Below are 3,931 nucleotides of genomic sequence, written 5' to 3' on the forward strand. Positions count from 1 at the left end.
CAGCCTCTGTAATTGCGAACAAATTTCGAGAAGCCGTGGCAGGGCATGTTATATTTACTGATGACAAGCAGCGTATTTCAATCACCTGTAGCATTGGTATTTCCCAAGTAAATAAAGTAACTGATTATGATGATTCATTAAAGCAAGCTGATGAAGCTCTTTATAGTGCAAAGGCTGCTGGTCGTAATAGTGTCGTCTCAAACTAGTTGAAGGATTAATATGTCTCAAAGTAAGTTAATATATGTTCATGACCCAATGTGTAGTTGGTGTTGGGGTTACTCACCAACCTGGCTTAAGCTAAAATCAGAGCTTGCTGGTAAAGTGGCAATAGAATATAAAGTAGGTGGTCTTGCTCCCGATAGCCAAGACCCAATGCCACAAAATATGAAAGAGATGCTTGAGGGCACTTGGCATAAAATTTCAGCTCAGCTAGGTACGCAATTTAATTATAACTTTTGGCGCAATTGCCAGCCAAGGCGTTCAACGTATCCCGCATGCAGAGCTGCACTTATAGCGCGTAAAGCGGGTAAAGAAGCTCAAATGGTGGCTGCTATCCAACACGCTTATTACCTAAACGCACAAAACCCGTCTGATGAAAGTACATTAATTAGTTTGGCTGAAAAAATTGGCTTAAATAAAGATGAGTTTTCGGCGCAGCTAGCGTCAAGCGAGCTTAATGATGAATTTAAAGCTGAGTTATCCTTTGTTCGCACTTTACCAATTCAAGGTTTTCCCTCACTAGTGCTTATTAAAGATAATAAAGCTTACCCTATAGAAATTAATTATACCGATTGGCACTATTCCCTTAATCAAATTAATTCAATTTTGGATTAACCACCTTCTTGCATCTTCTTAATAGGGGGTATTTGGCCAGCAAGTACCCTTATTCGCGTTAAAACCTCCTTGTAAGTCTTAATTGTTACCATTGTCATAAAAGCGACTTTTTTGCGCAACATCCTTGTCATGTTTCATCTATAAACTCCTGCTCATTGAATTATTAAGTCATAAATTATTTATATAACAAAGTTTATGACCTAAAAAAACAAACTAGCAAATCCGCTAACTAACGAGTAAAGGTGTATGCGATGAAAGGCGTTAAACCATTAATCTTAGCTGGTATTGTGGCCGCAAGTGCAGCAGTACACGCAAACGATTTAGATAAGGTTATTGATAAAAGCAGTGAAATTAATAAATCAGCTGCGCAATCACAAACAAAAATAGACAAGATTGCAGATTCAATGCAAGGACGTTTACAGCAATTTAAAACCCTCAATAAAGAGATTGATGGTTTAGCTGTATACAACGCCCAGCTAACTAAACAATTAAATAATCAAATAGAAGAGATGGAATCTTTAAACCTGTCAATGGATCAGGTTTCTATTATTGAACGTCAAATTACTCCGCTAATGCTTAGAATGATTGAAGGTCTTGAGCAGTTTGTATCTTTAGATATTCCATTTTTAGCTGATGAGCGCACTAAGCGCGTTACGTCTTTAAAAGAAATGATGAATCGTGCTGATATTAACTCAAGTGAAAAATTCCGCCGTGTACTTGAAGCGTATCAAGTAGAAGTTGACTACGGGCGCACTATTGAAGCTTATACCGCACTTTTAAATGTGGATGACAAAGAGCGTGAAGTTGATTTTTTACGCATTGGCCGTTTAGAGCTTATTTACCTAACACGCGATGGCAAAAAAGCAGGTAGCTGGAATGCAGAGACAAAATCATTTGAAGCATTACCAGACTCTACAATAAGCCAAATTAATAAAGGTTTACGCATTGCGCGTAAACAACTTGCCCCAGATATGTTAACTCTGCCAGTACATGCAGCAGAATAAGAGGTTGAAAATGAAATTGTTTACTCAAATGACAAAAATAGCTCTTTTTGCTGCAAGCCTAAGCATTACTGGTGCAAGTATAGCGGCAGAGCCAATGAACTTAGATTCATTACTTAAAACGCTCGAAAATGGTAAATCAGCTCAAAGCGAGCAAAATAAACAACGTGAACAAGAGTTTGCTGCTCGCCAAAACGAGCAAGTACAAACACTTAAAAATACCCAAGCAAAGCGCAATCAAATGCTGGTGGAATCTGAGCGTCTAGAAACGCAATTTGAAGAAAACGAAGTAAAACTTGCTAACTTAACAGACACGCTTTCTAAACGCATGGGTTCGCTTAAAGAGTTGTTTGGCGTTCTTCAACAAGTTGCAGGGGATTCTAGTAATAAATTTGCGACATCAATAGTATCAGCTCAGATTGCTGGGCGCAGTACGTTTATGGATGACCTTGCTCAAAAGATGGGCTCAACTTCAAAACTTGCTTCAATAGAAGATATTGAAAAAGTATGGTTTGAATTACAACGCGAAATGACCGAGCAAGGTAAAGTAAGTCGTTTTAACGCAAGTGTTATTGTTGAAGGCGGTACTAAAGCACAGCAAGAAGTTGTGCGAGTGGGCGCATTCAACCTTATATCAAACGGTAAGTATTTAGAGTTTAATTCCTCGACTAATTCTTTGAGTGAATTAACTCGCCAACCTGTATCGCGCTTTATTGCAACAGCAGAAGAGCTACAAAGCACTAAAAGTGGCGTGGTGCAATTTGCACTTGACCCAACAGGCGGCTCTATTCTTGGTTTATTAGTACAAGCACCTGATACACAAGAACGTGTTCATCAAGGTGGCACAGTGGGTTATGTGATTTTAGGCGTAGGTGTTATTGCACTTCTTATATCACTTGAGCGTTTTTTCTCACTATTGATTATGGGCGGTAAAATTCGTCGTCAGCTTAAAGATACAGTTGCACGTGATGACAATCCGCTTGGACGCGTAATGAAAGTAAAAGATCAATTTCCAAGTGTTTCACACGACACACTGGAGCTTAAACTAAGTGAAGCTATTTTACGTGAAATGCCAAAAGTGACGCGTAATTTAACACTTATCAAAATCATCTCTGTTGTTGCGCCGCTACTAGGTTTATTAGGTACGGTAACCGGCATGATCAATACATTCCAAGCAATCACCTTATTTGGTACTGGGGATCCTAAGCTTATGGCGGGTGGTATTTCTCAAGCGCTAGTAACAACGGTATTGGGCTTAGTGGTCGCCATACCAACGGTATTTTTATACACCTTACTTAATACGCGCGCTAAAAATATCTTGTTAACTATCCAAGAGCAGAGCGCCGGTATTATTGCAGAGCGAAGCGAGAAAGGAGCATAAACCATGGTGCTATTGATTGATTCAATCAATGCTATCCGTGATTTTCTCGACACTGGTGGCCAAGTTCTCTTGGTCATCGGGGTGTTAATCTTCGCGATGTGGTTATTGATACTCGAGCGATTTATTTACTTTTTTAATGGTTTTAGAAGCTATAAACACGCTCTTAAAGCCAATTGGATTAACCGTGCAGAACGTGATAGCTGGAATGCAGAGCAAATACGCGAAGCGATGATATCGCGAGCTGGTATGCGCTTAAACACCAATCTTTCTTTAATTAACGTGATGGTTGCTTTGTGCCCGCTACTTGGTTTGTTAGGCACGGTGACGGGCATGATAGAAGTGTTTGATGTAATGGCAATTACCGGCACAGGTAGTGCGCGCTCAATGGCATCAGGGGTATCTAAAGCAACTATCCCGACAATGGCAGGCATGGTAGGTGCGTTATCTGGGGTATTTGCCTCAACGTACTTACAACGAAAAGCTAAGCGCGAAGTAGAACTACTACAAGACAGCATGGTTTTAGACCATTAAGCAAAATTTTGATAAGCGGCTTATATAGAGCCGCTCATCCTAGGAGAATAAAAATGAGAGCCCCGTTAGGAAACCTATTTCAAGAAGACGAAGCTGAAGAAATAAACATGACCCCAATGCTAGACGTTGTATTTATCATGCTTATTTTCTTTATTGTAACTGCCTCTTTTGTTAAAGAAGCCGG

General features: G+C 39.8%; 6 protein-coding genes. All 6 read left to right on the forward strand.

Annotation, left to right across the window (positions count from 1 at the left end; all coding sequences use genetic code 11):
• Positions 1 to 206: diguanylate cyclase (locus tag L652_RS0102260; RefSeq protein WP_029752984.1), on the forward strand; the 206-nt coding region annotated here is incomplete at its 5' end.
• 13 nt (positions 207 to 219) lie between these two features.
• The gene (locus tag L652_RS0102265; protein WP_024594646.1) at positions 220 to 834 is read left to right on the forward strand and encodes a DsbA family protein; all 615 of its coding nucleotides are present in this window, start codon (positions 220 to 222) and stop codon (positions 832 to 834) included.
• A 251-nt stretch (positions 835 to 1,085) separates the two neighbouring features.
• The gene (locus L652_RS0102275) at positions 1,086 to 1,838 is read left to right on the forward strand and encodes a DUF3450 domain-containing protein (protein WP_024594647.1); all 753 of its coding nucleotides are present in this window, start codon (positions 1,086 to 1,088) and stop codon (positions 1,836 to 1,838) included.
• Between the two features lie 10 nt (positions 1,839 to 1,848).
• On the forward strand, positions 1,849 to 3,216 hold the full coding sequence (locus L652_RS0102280) for a MotA/TolQ/ExbB proton channel family protein (protein WP_024594648.1): 1,368 nt from the start codon (positions 1,849 to 1,851) through the stop codon (positions 3,214 to 3,216).
• A gap of 3 nt (positions 3,217 to 3,219) precedes the next feature.
• Positions 3,220 to 3,747 carry a MotA/TolQ/ExbB proton channel family protein gene (locus L652_RS0102285; RefSeq protein ID WP_010552929.1) on the forward strand — a complete coding sequence of 176 codons (528 nt, stop codon included), beginning with the start codon at positions 3,220 to 3,222 and terminating at the stop codon, positions 3,745 to 3,747.
• Between the two features lie 53 nt (positions 3,748 to 3,800).
• Positions 3,801 to 3,931, forward strand: a 131-nt coding sequence (locus tag L652_RS0102290) for a biopolymer transporter ExbD (protein ID WP_029752985.1), incomplete at its 3' end; no start/stop codon positions are given.

The sequence above is a fragment of the Pseudoalteromonas sp. TB25 genome (assembly GCF_000497995.1).
GTDB classification, from domain to species: Bacteria; Pseudomonadota; Gammaproteobacteria; order Enterobacterales; family Alteromonadaceae; genus Pseudoalteromonas; species Pseudoalteromonas distincta.